At 39.7% G+C, this 16579-nt stretch carries 14 protein-coding genes; 4 read left to right on the forward strand and 10 right to left on the reverse strand.

Annotated features, from left to right (window positions below):
• The first annotated feature begins 120 nt into the window (after nucleotides 1-120).
• Both CKW03_RS12365 and CKW03_RS12370 read left to right on the forward strand, forming a co-directional pair.
• Nucleotides 121-1029: an endonuclease/exonuclease/phosphatase family protein gene (locus CKW03_RS12365; RefSeq protein ID WP_236736471.1), complete on the forward strand. Its 909-nt coding sequence runs from the start codon at nucleotides 121-123 to the stop codon at nucleotides 1027-1029.
• A gap of 14 nt (nucleotides 1030-1043) precedes the next feature.
• Complete coding sequence (locus CKW03_RS12370; protein WP_093097368.1) at nucleotides 1044-1847, forward strand: class I SAM-dependent methyltransferase; 804 nt, start codon at nucleotides 1044-1046, stop codon at nucleotides 1845-1847.
• 52 nt (nucleotides 1848-1899) lie between these two features.
• On the opposite strand, the gene arsB is transcribed toward CKW03_RS12370, so the two are convergent.
• From arsB to CKW03_RS12390, 4 genes are all read right to left on the reverse strand, one after another.
• Nucleotides 1900-2943 carry an ACR3 family arsenite efflux transporter gene (gene arsB / locus CKW03_RS12375; RefSeq protein ID WP_093097370.1) on the reverse strand — a complete coding sequence of 348 codons (1044 nt, stop codon included), beginning with the start codon at nucleotides 2941-2943 and terminating at the stop codon, nucleotides 1900-1902.
• A complete protein-coding gene (locus tag CKW03_RS12380) occupies nucleotides 2944-3561 on the reverse strand; it encodes a low molecular weight phosphatase family protein (protein ID WP_093097373.1) in 618 nt (205 codons plus the stop codon). It lies immediately after the preceding gene.
• Between the two features lie 216 nt (nucleotides 3562-3777).
• On the reverse strand, nucleotides 3778-5316 hold the full coding sequence (locus CKW03_RS12385; protein ID WP_093097374.1) for a SusD/RagB family nutrient-binding outer membrane lipoprotein: 1539 nt from the start codon (nucleotides 5314-5316) through the stop codon (nucleotides 3778-3780).
• Nucleotides 5317-5327: 11 nt separating this feature from the next.
• Nucleotides 5328-8507: a SusC/RagA family TonB-linked outer membrane protein gene (locus CKW03_RS12390; protein WP_093097376.1), complete on the reverse strand. Its 3180-nt coding sequence runs from the start codon at nucleotides 8505-8507 to the stop codon at nucleotides 5328-5330.
• A 377-nt stretch (nucleotides 8508-8884) separates the two neighbouring features.
• Here CKW03_RS12390 and CKW03_RS12395 point away from each other — a divergent pair, with 377 nt between their 5' ends.
• Nucleotides 8885-9784, forward strand: coding sequence for an SH3 domain-containing protein (locus CKW03_RS12395; RefSeq protein WP_093097378.1), 900 nt, complete (start codon nucleotides 8885-8887; stop codon nucleotides 9782-9784).
• 67 nt (nucleotides 9785-9851) lie between these two features.
• Here CKW03_RS12395 and bioA read toward each other — a convergent pair whose 3' ends face one another.
• From bioA to CKW03_RS12420, 5 genes are read right to left on the reverse strand one after another with little or no spacing between them, the layout of a single operon-like run.
• Nucleotides 9852-11126 carry an adenosylmethionine--8-amino-7-oxononanoate transaminase gene (gene bioA, locus CKW03_RS12400; protein ID WP_093097380.1) on the reverse strand — a complete coding sequence of 425 codons (1275 nt, stop codon included), beginning with the start codon at nucleotides 11124-11126 and terminating at the stop codon, nucleotides 9852-9854.
• Entirely contained in the window at nucleotides 11108-12106 is a 999-nt protein-coding gene (gene bioB, locus CKW03_RS12405) for a biotin synthase BioB (RefSeq protein WP_093097382.1), read from the reverse strand. The genes bioA and bioB overlap by 19 nt, the downstream gene beginning before the upstream one ends.
• A 4-nt stretch (nucleotides 12107-12110) precedes the next feature.
• A complete protein-coding gene (bioD, locus tag CKW03_RS12410) occupies nucleotides 12111-12728 on the reverse strand; it encodes a dethiobiotin synthase (RefSeq protein WP_093097384.1) in 618 nt (205 codons plus the stop codon).
• Nucleotides 12721-13833 (reverse strand): aminotransferase class I/II-fold pyridoxal phosphate-dependent enzyme, encoded by a 1113-nt coding sequence (locus tag CKW03_RS12415; protein WP_093097386.1) that lies wholly within the window; start codon nucleotides 13831-13833, stop codon nucleotides 12721-12723. Before CKW03_RS12415 ends, bioD begins: the two co-directional genes overlap by 8 nt.
• Entirely contained in the window at nucleotides 13820-14440 is a 621-nt protein-coding gene (locus CKW03_RS12420) for a hypothetical protein (protein ID WP_093097387.1), read from the reverse strand. Before CKW03_RS12420 ends, CKW03_RS12415 begins: the two co-directional genes overlap by 14 nt.
• A gap of 10 nt (nucleotides 14441-14450) precedes the next feature.
• Here CKW03_RS12420 and CKW03_RS12425 point away from each other — a divergent pair, with 10 nt between their 5' ends.
• Nucleotides 14451-15974, forward strand: coding sequence for an aminotransferase-like domain-containing protein (locus tag CKW03_RS12425; protein ID WP_261772032.1), 1524 nt, complete (start codon nucleotides 14451-14453; stop codon nucleotides 15972-15974).
• Between the two features lie 3 nt (nucleotides 15975-15977).
• On the opposite strand, the gene CKW03_RS12430 is transcribed toward CKW03_RS12425, so the two are convergent.
• Nucleotides 15978-16394: a hypothetical protein gene (locus CKW03_RS12430; protein ID WP_093097389.1), complete on the reverse strand. Its 417-nt coding sequence runs from the start codon at nucleotides 16392-16394 to the stop codon at nucleotides 15978-15980.
• Nucleotides 16395-16579: the final 185 nt, after the last annotated feature.

The raw sequence follows: 16579 nt of genomic DNA on the forward strand, positions 1-16579 counted from the left end.
AGTTTGCTAATAATATTTACAATTCTTCCTCTAATTCGGCTGGATTATTGGACCTTTCGAGTATTCGAATATCCTAGAATCCAGAAACTTGCCCTATCTGTTCTTTGGATAATCCTATATTTGATCCACGCAGATTTTCACAACTCCCTATTGCTGGTTTTTGGGATATTAATCCTTATCAATATCATTTATCTTCTCAAACAAATCCTTCCCTTTACCCCATTGGGTAAAAAACAGGTTTACAAAGCAGATATGATTGATGACAAGAACAGTCTGAAGGTCATGATTTCCAATGTGTATGAGGACAACGATGATTATAAAGGTTGTTTGAGTGTGGTCCATAGCAATAAGCCTGATCTTTTGCTGCTATTAGAAACTAGTCATGAATGGGATCGACAGACTCAATCTCTGGAAACAGATTACAAATACCAGGTAAAGATTCCAATTGACAATACCTATGGGATGTTATTTTACTCCAAATTTCCAATCCATAATGCGGAAGTGAAATACCTTGTAGAAGATGAAATTCCCAGTATCGATTGCCAGATTGAGCTTCCTTCGGGGCAACTCGTTCAGGTTTTTGCGGTCCATCCTACTCCACCTGTTCCCAATGAGAATCCGAGATCGACAGAAAGGGACAAAGAGCTGTTGATCGTGGCTGAGAAAGCTAAAAAATGTGATCTGCCGGTCATTGTTATTGGCGATTTAAATGATGTCGCATGGAGCTATACCACTGAATTATTCCTGAAAATGAGCGAATTGCTCGACCCGCGGAGAGGAAGAGGTTTTTACAATACCTTCCACGCCAAACAGCCTCTGATGCAATTTCCCTTGGACCATGCTTTTATCTCTGCCGATTTTAAATTGAGGGAATTAAAGAAATTGGACAATTATAATTCTGATCACTTTCCTATATTCGTACATATACAATTTGAGAAAAGCGCAGAGGAAGAGCAGGAAGACAATCAATTGGAGGCCAACCAAGAGGATAAAGAAATGGCTGCTGAGAAACGGAATGCAGACACTTAGAAGACCAATAGACCATGAACGAGCAACATAATTACAAGGAGATCAACAAAAATCTGTGGAATCAAAAAACCGCAGCACATGTGGATAGTGACTTTTATGATAACGATGGATTTCTGAAGGGAAAAAGCTCTTTAAATCCTATTGAAATAGAATTATTGGGAGATGTAAATGGTAAGAAAATCCTTCATCTGCAATGTCATTTTGGCCAAGATAGCCTTTCCCTTGCTCGCTTAGGTGCGAAAGTAACGGGATTGGACTTATCAGACCGAGCCATCGAACAAGCCCAAAAAATAAATGATCAACTTGGTTTAGACGCCCAATTCATCTGTTCGGATGTATACGATGCTCCAGCTTCTTTAAATGGTCTATTTGACATCGTCTACACGAGTTATGGAACTATTGGTTGGTTACCTGATTTGAACCGTTGGGCGGAGGTAATTTCAAGATGCTTAAAACCCGACGGAGAACTAGTATTTGTCGAGTTCCATCCAGTGGTCTGGATGTTTGACTATGATTTCAGCAAGTTCCAATATTCTTATTTTAATGATGGTGCAATCATTGAAGTCCAAGAAGGAACTTATGCCGATCGGAATGCAGACATTGTTGCCGAGGAAGTTTCTTGGAACCACTCCTTATCTGAAGTTTTCCAAGGTTTATTGAACAATGGACTGCAAATAGAATCCTTCGCAGAATATGATTATTCGCCTTACAATTGTTTTAAAAATACAGTAGAAATTGAAGCCGGCAAATATCAAATCAAAGGATTGGAGAAGACCATTCCGATGCTGTACTCCATTACAGCTAGGAAAAAAAGCTAAGTGAAGAAATTAAAGCATCCAGTTGAATTATCTTGAACTGGATGCTTTTTAATTACACTGGTTTCACCATAAAATATTTTTTTCGAAACCAAAAGGCCAGGTTTACCAATGCTATCAATGCCGGCACTTCCACCAAGGGCCCAATCACCCCGACAAATGCTTGACCACTATTAATTCCGAAGACCGCAATGGCAACCGCAATTGCCAATTCAAAATTATTCCCGGCGGCCGTAAAAGCGATAGCCGTGCTTTGCGAATAATCTGCCCCCACCCTTTTCCCCGCCAGAAAGCTAACAACGAACATAATGGCAAAGTAAATGACTAAAGGTATGGCTACCCTAAGCACATCAAGAGGTAATTGCACGATCATTTCACCTTTAAGGCTAAACATAACAATGATGGTGAAGAGTAGCGAAATAAGAGTGATTGGAGAGATGAATGGAATAAATTTATTTTGGAACCAATCTTCTCCTTTTATGGCAATCAATGTATAACGACTGATAATTCCCATCAGAAATGGAATACCCAGATAGATTCCAACGCTCTTCGCAATCTCTAGGATTGAAATATCCACTGAAATACCTGCTACACCAAAATATGGAGGCAAGACGGTAATAAAAAAATAAGCAAAAAGGCTATATAAAATCACTTGGAAGATACTATTCAATGCAATCAATCCGGCAGCATATTCCCGATTTCCTTCCGCGAGCTCATTCCAAACGACCACCATGGCGATACAGCGAGCCAAACCGATCAAAATCAATCCTGTCATGTATTCGGGATAACCGTTGAGGAACAATATTGCCAAGACAAACATAAGAACAGGTCCGATAACCCAATTTAAGATTAAGGATGTCGTCAATACTTTAATATTCCGAAAAACTTTTCCAATATGCTCATACTTCACCTTGGCTAATGGTGGGTACATCATGAGAATAAGTCCAATGGCTAAAGGAATGTTCGTCGATCCGGTTTGAAAATGGTTAATCCATTGCGAAGAGGAAGGAAACATTTTACCAATAGTAACTCCAATTGCCATGGCTAAAAATATCCAGAGGGTTAGATAGCGGTCAAGAAATTTTAGTTTTGAATTCATCTATTCGGCTTTGATTTGTGAAAAAACATAGAACATTTCCTCAGCAATCTGGAGACTACGTGATGCATAGACTGCTGCTTGCTCCGGGGAGCCATCTGAAATCTTAGGGTCTTCGTAAGTTATGGGGATCCTTTTCTCGGCACCCGCGATAAAAGGACAACCTGCATCGGCTTGAGAACAGGTCATGATGGCAGCAAATCCAGATGCAGGATTAAAGGGATGGTCATGTTTTTTAGAAAAACCTATAATCGGTGGATCTGTTCTTGCATATTTTATTGCGTAAATAGGATTCTCTGATTCTGATAATTTAAAAATCTCAAAACCTTGCGGCTTCAATGTATCAATCACGGCAGGGAATAAGCTCGTTTCTTCGGTTCCTCCAGAATAACAATTCACATGGGGAATATTAAAATAGGCAGCTGCAGTCTGCGACCAAATCTGAGATAAATGACTCCGACGTGAATTGTGGGTACAGATGAAGTTGATATTGATTTTCTCTTTAGCATCTGTTTTATGCTGGATGAAATCGATAAGTGGTTTTAGGGTCTCCTTTCGTGAACTGTTGTCAAAACCTTTCCAGTTTAATTGGTTTATGCTATTTGTTAAATTGGCATTCATAAATAATAATGAATAAATAAAACGTTAAAAAAAGCTGTTTATCTCGCTTCCGAGAGAGAAGAATGAAAACAACATCGCAATATTACGATATTAGAATTTTAATTTCAAATAGTTTATATTAATTTTTCAATAAGTTATTTAACTAACAACTTTCAATTCTGGGCATAAAAAAACGGAGACCCAAAAAAGATCTCCGTTTACATAACTGATTACATTTTACTTATTCCACCAGATTTTTGTGAACTGCACATCATCGCCTTGATTGCTCAATGCAGATTGATAGTTTGTCTTATTAGTACTTTGCTCCTTCAAAGGATACACCAATCTACTTGGAATGGCATCTCCTATCTCAGGCACAAAAGAATAGGAAACTGGTTTTCCTTCTACCGTTCCAGACCAGACCACATCTCCCTTTTTCACTAAGAACAGAGGATAACCCGTTCTACGGATCTCTGTCCAAGACTCTATTCCCTGGCCATATAAGGCGAGGTATTTTTGGGAAAGGACATTTTCCTTATTTGCTTTAGGTACTTTAGCTAAATAGGCCGTTACTTCCGCAGGACTAGCACCCCAGCGTTCTAAAGAGGCTTTGACTCCATTTTCATAGCTGGCCTGCTCCCAACCTTTATATTCGGAGATCAAGAACTCCACTTCGGAATATTCCTGCAATACCTCAACGGCATTCGCCTTATTGACCAAGTCTCCTGGTAATGAAATACTATCCAATGGGAATAGATTTCCTGCTGCCAATGGTAAACCATAAGGCTGGCCCTTGTAAATATTTTTGCTGTTTGGTTTCGCATACTTGTTCAACCTTGGGTCTTCAATCTTAAATGGACCTCGGTTTCCTTTTAAAACATCAATAAGCACATGGGATACTGCAAAATCCTTTCTGTTGGCCGTTACGGTCGCTCTAAATAATGGAGCTTCATAGGGCGAAGCACTGGAATAGGTAAAGCCGGCATTATCCGCATTCGACGTGAACACTCCTTTTTTCAAGGCATCTTCAATATGTTGGGTTGCCAAAGCCCTATCTTTTGTGAGGATGCGATTTGCTAACCTTAGTCTTAATGAATTGGCAAACTTGAACCATTTCTCGTTCTTTCCTTGGTACACAATATCCGAGGTTCCAAAGGTCACTCCTGACTTATATTTAGCCAATGTATCAGCCGCAATCTTAAGTTCATTGAGGATATCCTTGTAAATCTTCTCTTGGGAAGCATATTTAGGTGTCAGAATATCTGGATTTCTCTTCAAGGCCTCAAAATCGGCATCTTTATTCCCATAGGATTCATAAGGGATATCTCCAAAAACATCTGTTAGGGAATGGAATGCAAAGGATTTCAGGATCCTAGCAATTGCAATCTGGGTAGAATTTGCTCCCGCTCCATTTGCTTGTGCTTGGACTTTCGTCGCTTCATCTTCGTTCAGTACGATGATTTCATTCAGGTTGCTGAGGGCTTTGTAGGTATTGGTCCAATATTCATCGGAATAACTTGCCGAAATCAAATACCTAGATTGATCGGTATAGATATTCTGGCTAAAATATTGGGCAAAGAGTTGCGCACCTCGGAAATGGATGCTTTCGCTTCTTAATGCATTGACCACCTGCCTTTCTGCAGAAAGAAAAAGACTGGGCGTAGGCACATTGGATGGCCTATTGGGATCGACATTAATCTCTTGGAGGGTATCTTTGGAGCAGGAGATAAAACTCAAGGACAGCAAAGATGTATATAGGATATGTTTAATTTTCATGGTTTCTCGCTTTAAAATTTAAGGTTAACATTAAATCCATAGGTTAGTGGCGTTGGGATATTCCCACCTTCTATACCCTGAACATTGCCACTGCTGTTGGTAAATTCTGGATCGATGTATTTACTCTTGGTATAGATATTCCATACGTTTCGCGCATATGCTGATAAACGAACTCCTTTTACCACTTTAGGATTATTCAAAGGAATGGTATAGCCTAAAGTTACTTCTCTTAGTTTTACGAAAGTGCCATCAAAAATGGAGAAGGTAGTCGGACCACTGGATTCATTTCTTCCCCATTGCTGAGCGGTGATTCGTGTATCATTAGGCCTGATATTGCTTGTGGAATAGGTTCCATCTGCATTAAATACCACATCGGCTTTAACACCTTCTAAGATGATTCCATCTTCACGTACATTATTTTCAGCGGTACGCTCTAGGATACCTGAATACATCCCGACATTATAGGTCTGTGAATAGAAGCTTCCACCTACTCGACCATCGATTAGAAATCCGAAATTGAAGTTTTTATAACGGAAACTGTTTTGGAAGCCAAATAGATAATCCGGTAAAACAGATCCTAGTGGAACCAATTGGGAAGTCCTTTGATAAGTTCCATCTTCTTTTATGACGCGTTGTCCATCAGCATAAACGAAATCATAACCTAAAAGCTGTCCGTAAGGCTGACCTTCTCTAGCCACTAAATTGATCAAGGTGGAGCTTAAGGTTAAAGTATTTACAAGTTCATCCAGTTTAAGGACTTTATTCCTATTTCTTGCCCAGTTGATACTAGAGTTCCATTCGAAATCTTCAGTGCGGACTGGCGTTGCATTCAAGATCACTTCAATACCCTTATTCTCTACCTTTCCGGCATTCAAGACTTTTGCTTCATAGCCAAATGCTGATGAAACAGGAATAGGAAGGATCTGGTTTCTGGAGGTATTGTGGTAATATGTCACATCAAAACCTAATCTATTTTTGAAGAACTGCAAGTTCAGACCGGTCTCCCAAGAACTGGTGATCTCTGGTTTAAGGTCTGCATTATTCAAAGTTGAAGGTAGTTTGTTGGATGGTTTGCCATCAAAAGATTGCTCTACATCATAAACCTTGTTCAACTGGTAAGGATCGGTGTCATTACCGACTTGCGCCCAACCTAACCTAACTTTACCGAAGGACAACCAATCTAGATTTTGGATAACTGGCAACTGTGAAAACACAAAACTTCCAGTAAACGATGGATAGATAAAAGAGTTGGCATGGCTTGGTAAGGTCGAAGACCAGTCATTACGTACTGTTGCATCTAAGAACAATAAATCATTGTATCCAAAGGAAGCACTACCATACAAAGAGGCAATACGACGGTTGTAAGTGAAGTTTTCGATCTTCACGCTAGATGCGTTTTTCAGGTTGTAATAGTTTGGAACAATCAGACCACCTTGGGTAATGGCATAATCAACTTTTCTATTTTGATCTCTTAAGTTAGCTCCTACATTGGCTACCAAGGAAATCTTATCCCAGTTCTTTTTGGCGGTAGCCAAGAACTCATAGTTGTATTCGTTTAATTTATTGCTGGTTTCTTCATATTGAGAAGCACTACGGGAGTATACCGCAATACGATCTTGGGTTCCGAACTGATAGATATCGCCATGGACTTTAGCGCCAATCTGCAACCAATCGGTCACTTCATATTGTGCGCCAATATTACCATAGAAACGGTCTCTCTTTTCTTCTAAATAGCTTTCATAGGCCGACCAATAAGGGTTGTCGATAAAACGGGTCGCTTCTGCAGCTGGCGTATTTTGCCAACCTGTTCTATTCCATGCTAAAGGTGTTCCATCTGGACGCTTGTAGTTTTCTAAACGTTTGTAATCCACTTGAACTGCTCCCCACTGGAAAGCTTCCAAGATGATATTTCTATTGGATGCTCCGGTCCATGGTTTTCCTAAGGACGTATTGTGGATGTAGTTGATGCTGGAATTGATGCTCAACTTCCCTAATTTTGTTCCCCCTGAAAAGTTTAAGGTATTACGACCTAAAGTAGAATTAGGCACCGTACCTTTTACGTTTTTATTCGTGTATGAGAACCTATAATTTGTATTTCCTGAGTTTCCTGCAATGGCTAGATTGTTGGTATTTGCCAAACCAGTATTGAAGAAATAGCTGACATCATGCTCTGGATATATCCAAGGCGATGGATTTAAATAATCAGCGGCATCTTCTGGATTTAAATTGTACCATTGAAGAACTGGAGTTCCATCTAATTTAGGCCCCCAACTCTCATCCGCTGCATAATCCACTATTTTATAGTCTTGGCCTTCAATATTGACGGTTTGAAAGTTTTGGCTATAACCTTGGCCATAAAGATGCTGGCGTTTTGGGAGTCTGACAATGTTTTCAAATTCCAGACCTGTATTTAAATCAATGCTAACTTGCTCGCCCTTTCCGGCACGTTTAGTGGTAATCAAGATTACCCCATTGGATGCCCTGGAACCATATAAAGCTGCAGCTGAAGGTCCCTTTAGGACAGAGATATTCTCGATATCATCTGGGTTTAAATCTTGGATCATGTTCCCCACATCTTTACCGGCTGATCCGTTGATGGTTGAGGAAGAGTTTAGATCGGAGTTATCAATCGGAGTTCCGTCTACTACATAAAGCGGTTGATTGCTTCCTGCGATAGAATTGATCCCTCTTAATAAGGTACGTGTAGATCCACCCATATTTCCACCGGATGACACGATCTGAAGACCTGCAACCTTTCCAGACAAAGCCGCCATGGCATTGGTAGGTCTTGTTTGCAGTTCAGTGGATTTTACTTCTTGCACAGCATATCCCAATGCTTTCTTTTCTCTTGAAATACCTAATGCAGTAACTACAACTTCTTCCAATACATCATTGCTAGGGACTAACTTAATCGTATTGGACTCGGATGCACCTACTTCTAGGTCCTGATCTTGATAGCCCAAGAACCTGACCTTGATCTGAGTCTTTGGATTCGAAGAGTCAATACTGAATTCCCCTGCTGCATTGGTTTGGGTTTGCTTTTGTGTTGTTTTATCAATGACGGTAGCTCCTGAGATGGCTTGATTCAGCTCATTCAGCACCTTACCTTTAATGATATTTTGGGCTTGTGTTTGACCAATTCCTATGGCAAAGAATAGCCCTACGAGATAAAAATATATCGTTCTGTTCATGTAAATAATTTGAAATGGATTAATAAAATGGAATAGAATTACTGGAGATAGTTTTCCTTCGCTTACCTACCTCCTACGCACATTCGGAAACTAATATGGGTTGATTTGATATACATATTTTATAAATTCTGTTGCAAATATATAAAATCTACCTAATTAGTAGATTACATTATTGGAAAAATCTATAGTTTTTTAATAGACATTATTTGAATTTATAATTCTTAGGTTTTCATAGTACTGATAACCAAATGTATACACATTAAATTGTATTCTCAAATAATTTTGACCTTATTCCCTAAAATCGATAATAATAGCTGAAATCAGCTATATTTGATCGGCAGATTGTTATTATTTTTGTATAGTCTTAAAATCACACAATGAAATATTTCAGCACGCTTCTTATCCTTTTCACTTTACTCAGCCTCCACCCGCAGCAGCTAAAAGCGCAAGAAGCGGCTGCTTACCTGGTTTATGATGATTTCAATCTTTATCATACCAGCAAGGATAGTTCTGCCTTGGTTTTTGTCAATATGGCTTATGTAAGAAGTGAACCAAGCTCAAAGAGTGAATTGCTGGACTCTATCCCCTTGGGTACCGAGGTGAAATTTATGGAGGAATCTTCTTTGAATCCCATCTCTTTACGTGGTATGTACCTGCCTTGGCATAAAATTGAATACCATAAGGATAATCAGAAAAAATCGGGTTTTATTTGGCTAGGTTTATTGAGCCTGGATTATGAACTGAATAAAAAGTCTGGTGAAACCTTCCTGTATGGTTTTGCGTGGAAGTCTAATGAGGAATTGGAAAATTACTATTGGGTGGAAGCCAAAATATTAAACAAAAACAAGGAAATGATTGCATCGAAGAGCTTTCCATATTATCCGGGTGAACAATCTTATACCTTAGGTGAATTAAATACAAAACCTGGATTGAATTATGCCAAATCCATCTATGCCATTAAATTCTTAGGAGAAGCCTGTGGAATAGCGTCGGAAGAAAATTACTTTGCATGGGACGGTGAACAACTCACTACCCTACCGAAAACCACTTCGGTTTCAGACGCAGGTGTTTTTTACTATGCAGAGGAATTGGTCTATCCAAACGCTCATAAACTGGGTAAGGATATAATCCTAAAACGATCAGAGGAAGGTGAAGCTGAATATGAGGAAGATGCAAACCCTGAGGCTGAGATCAAGTTTAAAGTCTCGAAAAAGGAAGAAACTTACCAACGAAATGGAAATGCTTATCTCAAAGTCTCCGAAAAGACCATACAATAATAAAAACGGCTTGCTTGAGTAAACTCAGCAAGCCTTTTTAGTCACACTACTATTATCAAATAGTTCCTTAAATATCATTGTTATTCAACAGCTCCAATATCTGTTGATAGGTATATTCTAAATCTTCTTTCTCCGTACAATATGGCGGTAAGATATACAGCACATTGCCCATTGGTCTTAACAAGACCCCTCTCTTCATAAATTCATTGAACAACTTTTCCTGTACCCTATTAAAATAAGAGGTCTCGGATTTTGTTTCCCAATCAAAAGCAAGAATGGTTCCTGTTTGGCGGACATTCTTGGCGTTTTCATATCCTTTTAACTCCTCTGCAAATTGATAATGCGATTCTACGATCGCTTTTATTTTCGCCTGGGTAGCATCGAGAAGCAATAAATCCATGCTTGCCAAGGATGCCGCACATGCTATCGGACTTGCAGTAAAGGAATGGCCATGGAATAAGGCCTTCTTTTTATCATCCGAATAGAATGCTTGGTAAAGCTCCTCCGTGCAGGTTGTGATCCCCATGGGCATAGTACCGCCGGTCAGTCCTTTGGAAAAGCACATTACATCGGGCTTTTCAGTCAATTGATCCGCAGCAAATAAGGTCCCAGTTCTACCGAAGCCAACGAAGACTTCATCTTGAATCAATAAAACTCCTTGCGACTTACAATAAACCATTAAGTCCGATAAATGTTCGGCTTGATGCATCAACATCCCTCCTGCCCCTTGAACCAATGGTTCGTAAATGAAACAAGCAATCTGATCTGCATGCTCAGCAATGATCTTTTTATTCGCTTCCAGGTTTTCAGCCGTAGGCGCATCAATAAATAGGACATCAAATAACAAATCTGCAAATGGCGCAGTCCACTGTCCACGAGCGCTTACCGACATGGCACCAAAGGTATCCCCATGGTATCCATCCTTAAAAGCAACAATCTTATTCTTCTGCTTACCCTGATTATAGGCATACTGTATACACATTTTCAGGGCCACTTCCACTGCTGTTGAACCATTATCCGAATAAAATACCTTCTCCTGATTAGAAGGAAGCAATTCTAATAACCTTTCTGAAAGAGTGATTGCTGGTAGATGCGTGAAGCCAGCAAAGATGACCTGCTCTAAAGTATTAAGCTGCTCATAAACTTTATCGGCAATATACGAATTTGAATGGCCATGGAGGTTAACCCACCACGAACTTACCATATCTAGATAGCGATTTCCTTCCATATCGAAAAGATAGGCATCCTTGCCACGTACAATGGGAAGATGTGTACTGGTTTTCATTTGCGAATAGGGATGCCAATTCACCGCAACATCACGGTCTATCCATTGCTGTTGCAAACCGCCTCCTTTTTCACTTCCATTGGTCGCAACCCCAAGTTTTTCAACATCTGCATATCTTCATCAACCCCTGGATTTGGGGTAACCAACAAGGTCTGCCTTTCTCCTGTGAATATAGAATTGGCTCCCGCCATAAAACACCATGCCTGTTCCTCCTCATTCATTTCTATCCTACCGGCACTCAATCTGACCATCGAGGAAGGCAATACAATCCTGGCAGTCGCAATCATCCTGACCATTTCCCAGGTATCAATCTTAGGGAGATTTTCTAATGGAGTACCAGCGACCCTAGCCAAGGCATTGATCGGCACAGACTCAGGATGTTTTTCCATATTCGCCAAGGTGCGAAGCATCGAAATCCTATCTTCAGCCTTCTCACCTAATCCAATAATACCGCCTGAGCAAACGGTAATACCAGCTTTCCTGACATTTTTGATGGTTTCGATCCTGTTGTCGAATTTCCTTGTTGAGATAATCTCATCATAAAACTCTTCGGAAGTATCCAAGTTATGGTTATAGGCATATAGACCTGCTTCTTGAAGCCTGTTAGCCTGATCTTCGGTCAACATCCCTAAAGTGCAGCACACCTCCAAGCCCATTTCATTTACACCTTGGACCATTTCGATAATCCTATCAAAGTCTCTGTTGTCCCTAACTTCGCGCCATGCTGCTGCCATACAGAAGCGAGAGGAACCGCTGTCCTTTGCTTTCTTTGCATGTGCCAATACGGTCTCGGTTGGCAATAAGGCCTGGACCTTGATATCGGTATGGTAGCGAGCCGCCTGACCACAGTAAGAACAGTCTTCGGGACATCCACCAGTCTTGACAGACAATAAAGTGGAAATCTGTACTTCTTGGGGATTATGCCATTGCCTATGTACCGTTGCAGCCTCATAAACCAGTTCCAATAAGGGTTTATTGTAGATTTCCAACAACTCCTCTTTTGTCCAATCGTGTTTTAATGTTTTACTAGCACTCATTTTTTTATTTTTCTATTCTAATTTTTTTAATTGCTTTTTCTAAACCTGCAGCATCTATTGTTTCGAATTGTGGAATCTCCATTATCTTACTTCCAGCTGGTTTGTTCTTGATCAATATCCTTCTACTGGATTCCTTGAACTCTCCATTCAAGACGATATATTCGACGGCTATCCCGCGTTCATTCAAGCTGTGAAAGGAGAGCAAACTATGGTTGATGCTTCCCAAATAATCTGAACATACCAGTATTACCGGAAGGTCTAAATGCTCTGCCAGGTCTATGATAAATTCCTGATCGTTTATGGGAACAAACATGCCTCCTGCACCTTCTACAATCAGGTTACCGCTTGTTTCAGGGAGTTGAAAGTCTTGGATCGATATCTCGACTCCATCGACTTCCGCAGAATAATGCGGGGAAGCGGGAGTATTTAATTTGAATCGTTCAGGATGAACGATGAGCTCATTGCCTACTAATGCTCGAAGCATCAGGCTATCGCTGCTTTCTAGATCTCCTGATTGTATAGGTTTCCAGTATTTGGCGTTCCAAAGCTTTACCAGGACTGCCGAAACAATGGTTTTCCCTACAGATGTGCCGATTCCAGTAACAAAATATTTCTTACTCATTTTTTATTTCTTTTAGGCTGTTCTTTAATAACCCAATTTCTTCTTTTGTGTTGAAGGAATGAATGGAAATACGCAACATTTCTTCTTCTTTAGCCACGGTGGGATGCTTGATGGCATAGCTTAAAATCCTTTGTTTTTCCAATAATTCAACTGCCTTCTCCAAATCCCTTGAATCTGGAAACCTGATCGGTATTATGGGACTTCTAAAAGGACTGGCATCAACTTCTTCGATAGGAAGAAATTGTTTAACATTAGCTTGTAGACCATAAATTAGCAATTCATTATCCTTTAAAAAATCATAGGATGCTTTAATTGCTAAAGCATGAAAATCAGGCATTCCCGTAGTATAGATAAAGGTTGAAGAATAGTTGATCAGATACGCAATAAGGCTTGAAGAACCTAAGATTGATGCCCCAGATAAACCCATTGACTTACCATAAGTGATCACTGTTGCGAAAACCTGGTTCTGTAATCCAAAATGATCCACCAAGCCCAAACCACAAGTCCCGATAGCATGGGCTTCATCAACAATCAAGGCTGCTGAATACTGTTGGCATAGAGCTGCAATATCTTGGATCGGAGCAAAATCCCCATCCATGGAATAAAGACTTTCTATCCCTACCCAGATATGACCTGTAGCTTTCTTTAGTAATTCTTCGAGATGGTCCAGGTTATTATGTCGAAATTTCCAACGATTCGCCGGTGATAGTCTACAGCCATCATAAACAGATCGATGAACCTTCTCATCTAATAGGATCGTATCGGATTTCTTCGGCAATGTTGAGAATAAGGCAAGGTTCGCGTTGTATCCAGATGGAAATAATAAAGCTGATTCAAAACCATGTTGATTCGCGATAAACTGCTCTATCTCCATCTGTAAGTCTGAATTTCCTGAGATTAGCCTAGAACCAGTAGCCCCCAATATAGATTCCGGGTATTGAAGCACCAAAGCATGCAACCTGTCCTTAAATTCTTCATTTTGCGCAAAACCTAGGTAATCATTTGAAAAGAAATCAATTCCTTGTCTTTCCTTCTTTAACTGCCTATATCGTCCTGAGTGCTTTCTATTCTGCAGCTCTACCCTAAATTCATCAATTATTGACATCACAAAGCGCAACTTCCTTTGAAACCTCAGCTATCCAATGATGAAATAATGCTGCTTCAATCTGCAAAACATGCTCAGCATGTGCCTCCCATTTAGGATCAAATCCCTTCAATTGGCTGATCATTTCCTCAAGATGGCCTTCCTCTTCTAGAATAATGGATTTTACCATCACTTTTGATCCGACCGAAGTCAGTACTTCTTGGTAGATTGGGTACAATTCATCTGCCCTTACCTCGATAGCATAGGTCACAAATAAGTATGCAGCATAACGTAATTCTTGACCAGTAAGATTAAACTGTTCTTTTAGATATCGACTGGTTTTTACATCCAGACGATGTAAATATTGGACGGAGGCCTTTCCTCCTATCAATGAACTTTCATTATAAAATTCAAAGCCTTCTATTCCTAATTTTCCTATTTGCTTCTTAAGGTAATAGGCGTGTCTATGCTCCTCAGCAGCATGCTTCAGTTGAATCAGATCTGTATTCAATGGATCTTCGCATGCTGAAATCTTTCTCGCTCCGGCATTTTCCATAAAAGAAAGGGTATTGAGCCATTTAGCATGAAGTATGGCATCTGCCACTATTTGTTCCAGGATTGCTTTCATATTTTTCTAATTGGACCAAAAGTACTACCTTGCCGGATGGTTCAAAGGTGCCAGTTTCAAGAATATGATTAGTCCGGTTAGCATTCCCTTTAAAAGTTTTATCCAAATACAAAGAAATTCTGCGACACCCATTTACTTACAGGTGGCAAATCAATTTATCCAAGCTATCGCACAAGGGAAGCTTAAACCAGGAACTAAATTATTAGGGACAAGAGCATTAGGAGACCTCTTAGAAGTCCACAGAAACACGATTACTGCAGTCTATGAAGAACTCTTTGGACAAGGTTGGGTTGAAATCCATCCGAATAAAGGAACCTATGTAGCCTCCCAACTCCCGCTTCAAGATCTTCAAACTTCCAGCAGCTTTCAGTATCCAAAAGAAACCGGTTATACTTTCAAAAAATCAATATTACTGGACAGTCCTTTTGAACACACCAACTGCGACTATATATTAAATGATGGCAGTCCTGACATCCGATTGACCCAATTCGACGATTTATCAAGATTTTATAGCTCCAACATGAAGCGCAAAAGCAATCGTTCTAAAATGGGCTATTACAATCAAGAAGGCAGTGAGTATTTCAAGGAACAGATGCTTGATTACCTGCAGAGCAGTCGAGCCTTGAAGATCAATAAAAACAATCTTCTCATCAGTAGAAGTATAGAAATGAGTCTTTTTATTATTTCTGAGATCTTGCTTTCAGCAGATGACACTGTTGTTGTAGCTGAACTGAGTTATTTTGCGGCAAACATGATTTTTCAGAAATCAGGCAGCAAAATCAAATCCATTCCTTTAGAAGATGACGGCATAGATGTGGAAGCCCTGGAAAGACTTTGCAAAAAGCAAACTGTCCGTATGCTATACCTCACGGCACAACAGCATTACCCTACTACAGTTAGCCTGAGCGCGCATAAAAGAATGAAAATCCTTCAACTTGCCAATCAATACGGCTTCATTATCGTAGAGGATGACCATGATTACGATTTCCAGTTCGACAAGCAGCCTCTATTGCCCCTTGCCACTTCAGATCAGAATGGAATGTTGATTTATGTAGGTTCCTTTGGGAAATCACTTGCGCCGGGATTCCGAACAAGTTTTATCATTGCCCCTGAAAACCTAATGGTAGAAATGCGAAAGCATTTAGGGATCATTGACAGGCAAGGCGACATCCTTATGGAGCAAGCTTTAGGCGAAATGATTGAAGAAGGTGCGATCCATAGGCACCTCAAAAAATCGTTGAAAGTATATAAAGAAAGAAGAGATTACATGGCCCATTTACTGGAAAAAGAATTAGGTGATATGTTGGAATTTCAAATTCCAAATGGTGGCTTGGCATTTTGGTTAAAATGGAAAAAACCAATCAATCTACTCAAGCTAAGCCTGCAAGCTGCCAAAAACAATCTCTTCATCCCAAAAACATTACTGTACCAGCAAAAGAACCTGCAGGCAATGCGCATTGGGTTTGGAAACCTGAACTTAGAAGAAATGGAAAGATCTATCCAGATCCTAAAAAAGAGCCTCTTGGAAATTTAATGCTTAGTTAGCCAAAATCGGTCTGCTTTCTCTTGGTTGCGAATCTTTATAATGCACATACATGCGCTTATATTTCACCATCTCCCGAGAATCCGCAAGATAATTCATCTTGGTATCCCTGAAGACTAATTGAGCAGCCTTTTTCTCCATTTTAGTTGCAAAATCAAGAAACTCGCGAAAAAGCAGCCGGCGTTCATGGGTAGAGAAACTACTCTGTTGACAAACATTTAAGATTAGCTCTTCATCAAAATGCAAGGTAATTTTAGTGCCATGTGAATTCAAGAGGTAAAAAATCGGTCTAGCAGAATTATTTGGGAATAAGCCAAACCCTATAACACCATTATCAGTGTTGAATACGTAAGCATAAAAGTGCATAGTGCCAATCAATGCAGAATCTACTAGTATGTTTTTGGTAACCATAGCTTCATAATTAATGATGTTAATAAATAAAAGATTATTAGAGATTCAACAGAAAAATCTATAATGACCTTTAATTGGTTTAATTTACTCTTTTGGTTAGTAACGGCTGTAAAGATTTAGATTATCTTATTATTAATTAATTGAAATATAAACCTTTAAGCCACTTATCAATACTTGGAGCTTAC

This window comes from Sphingobacterium mizutaii (genome assembly GCF_900187125.1).
GTDB lineage: Bacteria > Bacteroidota > Bacteroidia > Sphingobacteriales > Sphingobacteriaceae > Sphingobacterium > Sphingobacterium mizutaii.

What these genes read in the sequence shown, in the direction of transcription:
- CKW03_RS12380 (WP_093097373.1), bottom strand. Translation starts at nt 3,561, where the DNA reads ATGAATGCCAATTTAACAAATAGCATAAACCAATTAAACTGGAAAGGT.
- CKW03_RS12385 (WP_093097374.1), bottom strand. Translation starts at nt 5,316, where the DNA reads ATGAAAATTAAACATATCCTATATACATCTTTGCTGTCCTTGAGTTTT.
- bioB (WP_093097382.1), bottom strand. Translation starts at nt 12,106, where the DNA reads ATGAGTGCTAGTAAAACATTAAAACACGATTGGACAAAAGAGGAGTTG.
- CKW03_RS12415 (WP_093097386.1), bottom strand. Translation starts at nt 13,833, where the DNA reads ATGTCAATAATTGATGAATTTAGGGTAGAGCTGCAGAATAGAAAGCAC.
- CKW03_RS12430 (WP_093097389.1), bottom strand. Translation starts at nt 16,394, where the DNA reads ATGGTTACCAAAAACATACTAGTAGATTCTGCATTGATTGGCACTATG.
- bioD (WP_093097384.1), bottom strand. Translation starts at nt 12,728, where the DNA reads ATGAGTAAGAAATATTTTGTTACTGGAATCGGCACATCTGTAGGGAAA.
- CKW03_RS12370 (WP_093097368.1), top strand. Translation starts at nt 1,044, where the DNA reads ATGAACGAGCAACATAATTACAAGGAGATCAACAAAAATCTGTGGAAT.
- CKW03_RS12395 (WP_093097378.1), top strand. Translation starts at nt 8,885, where the DNA reads ATGAAATATTTCAGCACGCTTCTTATCCTTTTCACTTTACTCAGCCTC.
- arsB (WP_093097370.1), bottom strand. Translation starts at nt 2,943, where the DNA reads ATGAATTCAAAACTAAAATTTCTTGACCGCTATCTAACCCTCTGGATA.
- CKW03_RS12420 (WP_093097387.1), bottom strand. Translation starts at nt 14,440, where the DNA reads ATGAAAGCAATCCTGGAACAAATAGTGGCAGATGCCATACTTCATGCT.
- CKW03_RS12390 (WP_093097376.1), bottom strand. Translation starts at nt 8,507, where the DNA reads ATGAACAGAACGATATATTTTTATCTCGTAGGGCTATTCTTTGCCATA.